The following is a 2,488-nucleotide window of genomic DNA, read 5'->3' as shown; positions in this document are numbered from 1 at the left end:
TGAAAAAATGAATTAAAAATGTGTAAAAATAATCATAACAGTTTGACAAACTGTCTATGAATATTTAATAATATGGAGGATTTATTATTACTGGAAATATTAATTTATTCAGTAGAGATTTATACTCGACTAGATAAATTAAGGCCTCCGGCGGATGCCGCAGATTTTTAGGGGAAGTTTTTCGTGCAAACTCGAAAAAAATCTGGGCGCAAATACGCCAAGGCGCATTTGATTATATTAACCGGAAAATACTTTAACCTCTAAGGAGGAAACGATACATGTCGGACTATTTAGTCATAGTTGAATCACCAGCAAAAGCAAAAACAATCGAAAGATATTTGGGAAAAAAATATAAGGTAAAGGCTTCAATGGGGCATGTTAGGGATCTTCCAAGAAGTCAAATGGGTGTCGATGCAAAAAATCATTTTGAAGTGAAATATATAACGATACGGGGTAAAGGCCCAGTATTGAAGGATTTAAAAACAGCAGCAAAAAAAGCAAAAAAAGTCTATCTGGCAGCTGACCCCGATCGTGAAGGGGAAGCAATCGCTTGGCACTTGGCACACTCATTAGGGGTAGATATCAATTCAGATTGTCGAGTTGTTTTTAATGAAATTACGAAAGATGCTATTAAAGAGTCTTTTAAGCATCCAAGGCCAATTAATCAGGATTTAGTCGATGCGCAACAAGCAAGACGTGTTCTTGACAGATTAGTAGGCTATAATATTAGTCCTCTCCTTTGGAAGAAAGTAAAAAAAGGGCTTAGTGCAGGTCGAGTACAATCTGTTGCTGTTAGACTAATCATTGACCGAGAAAAAGAAATTCAAAATTTTGAGCCAGAAGAATACTGGACAATTAAAGCAGATTTTGTAAAAGAAAATGTACAATTTGAAGGGCAATTTTTCGGTCTAAAAGGGAAAAAGGTAGAATTAACAAATGAAGCAGAAGTAAAAGATATTCTTTCAACAATTGAAGGGAACTCTTTTTCCATTACTTCTGTCACAAAAAAAGAACGTAAAAGACATCCTGCACCACCATTTATCACATCTTCTTTACAACAAGAAGCAGCGCGTAAATTGAATTTCCGTGCCAAGAAAACAATGATGCTGGCACAACAGCTATATGAAGGTATTGACCTAGGTAAAGAAGGTACAGTTGGTCTAATCACATATATGCGTACGGATTCAACGCGAATTTCAGACACAGCAATAGAAGAAGGTTCACAATATATTGAAAGTACCTTTGGTAAACAATTTGTAACTGATACTAAAAGAAAAGAGAAAAAAGGTGGAAATACCCAGGATGCTCACGAAGGTATTCGCCCAACCTCTGTCTTTAGAGATCCAAATAGCCTAAAACAATACTTAGGCAGAGACCAACTAAGATTGTATAAGCTTATTTGGGAACGTTTTGTCGCAAGTCAAATGGCCTCTGCAATTATGGATACAATGAGCGTTGACTTAACTAATGGAGATGTTGTCTTTAGAGCAACGGGTTCAAAAGTTAAATTCCCTGGTTTTATGAAGGTTTATGTTGAGGGTAATGATGATAATGTTGAAGAAAAAGAAAAGATGCTCCCTGATTTAGAAGAAGGAGATCAAGCCTTTTCTAAGGATATTGATCCAAGACAACATTTTACCCAACCGCCTCCTCGTTATACAGAAGCGAGACTTGTTAAGACTCTTGAAGAACTAGGGATAGGGAGACCTTCTACCTATGCACCAACTCTCGATACTATTCAAAAGAGAGGGTATGTAGCATTAGATAACAAGCGATTCATACCAACTGAACTTGGAGAAATCGTCGATGAATTAATTTTAGAGTTCTTCCCGAAAATTCTTGATGTAGAGTTTACGGCCAAAATGGAAAATAACCTTGATGAAGTTGAAGAAGGAAAAACAGAATGGATCAGTATTATTGATGATTTCTACAAAGATTTTGAAAAAAGATTAGAAATTGCAGAAGCGGAAATGAAGGAAGTCGAAATTAAGGATGAACCTGCTGGAGTGGATTGTGAAAATTGTGGTCATCCGATGGTTTATAAAATGGGGCGTTATGGAAAATTCATGGCTTGCTCCAATTTCCCTGATTGCCGCAATACAAAGCCAATTGTTAAGGAAATAGGGGTTCCTTGTCCAAAATGTGATAAAGGAAATATTGTGGAAAGAAAAAGCAAGAAGAAGAGAATTTTTTATGGCTGCGATCAATACCCTGAATGTGATTTCCTTTCATGGGATAAACCACTTCCAAGGAAATGTCCAAAGTGTGACAATTTGTTAGTTGAGAAAAAGCTCAAAAAAGGAATTCAAGTCCAATGTGCCCAGTGTGACTACAAGGAGGAACCTCAAAAATAACTTGTGTGGTGAGTTCTTATAGGCTCACCACTTTCTATGCTTAAAGGAAAGTGAGGGAGTGATCTCTTGCACAATTCAGAATTTTTTAAAAAAATTAGGGTTTTTATTTGCAAGGGCTACTAAATTATGATAAT

The 2,488-nt window shown here is 36.3% G+C and carries 1 protein-coding gene; it reads left to right on the top strand.

The window, feature by feature from the left end:
* Positions 1-278 precede the first annotated feature (278 nt).
* A complete protein-coding gene (topA, locus tag V7147_RS12965; RefSeq protein ID WP_335368281.1) occupies positions 279-2,354 on the top strand; it encodes a type I DNA topoisomerase in 2,076 nt (691 codons plus the stop codon).
* The last annotated feature ends 134 nt before the right edge of the window (positions 2,355-2,488 follow it).

Origin of the sequence: Bacillus sp. JJ1521, assembly GCF_036965165.1 — a bacterium.
GTDB lineage: Bacteria > Bacillota > Bacilli > Bacillales > Bacillaceae_L > Ferdinandcohnia.
This window is presented reverse-complemented; position numbering and strand designations above follow the sequence as displayed.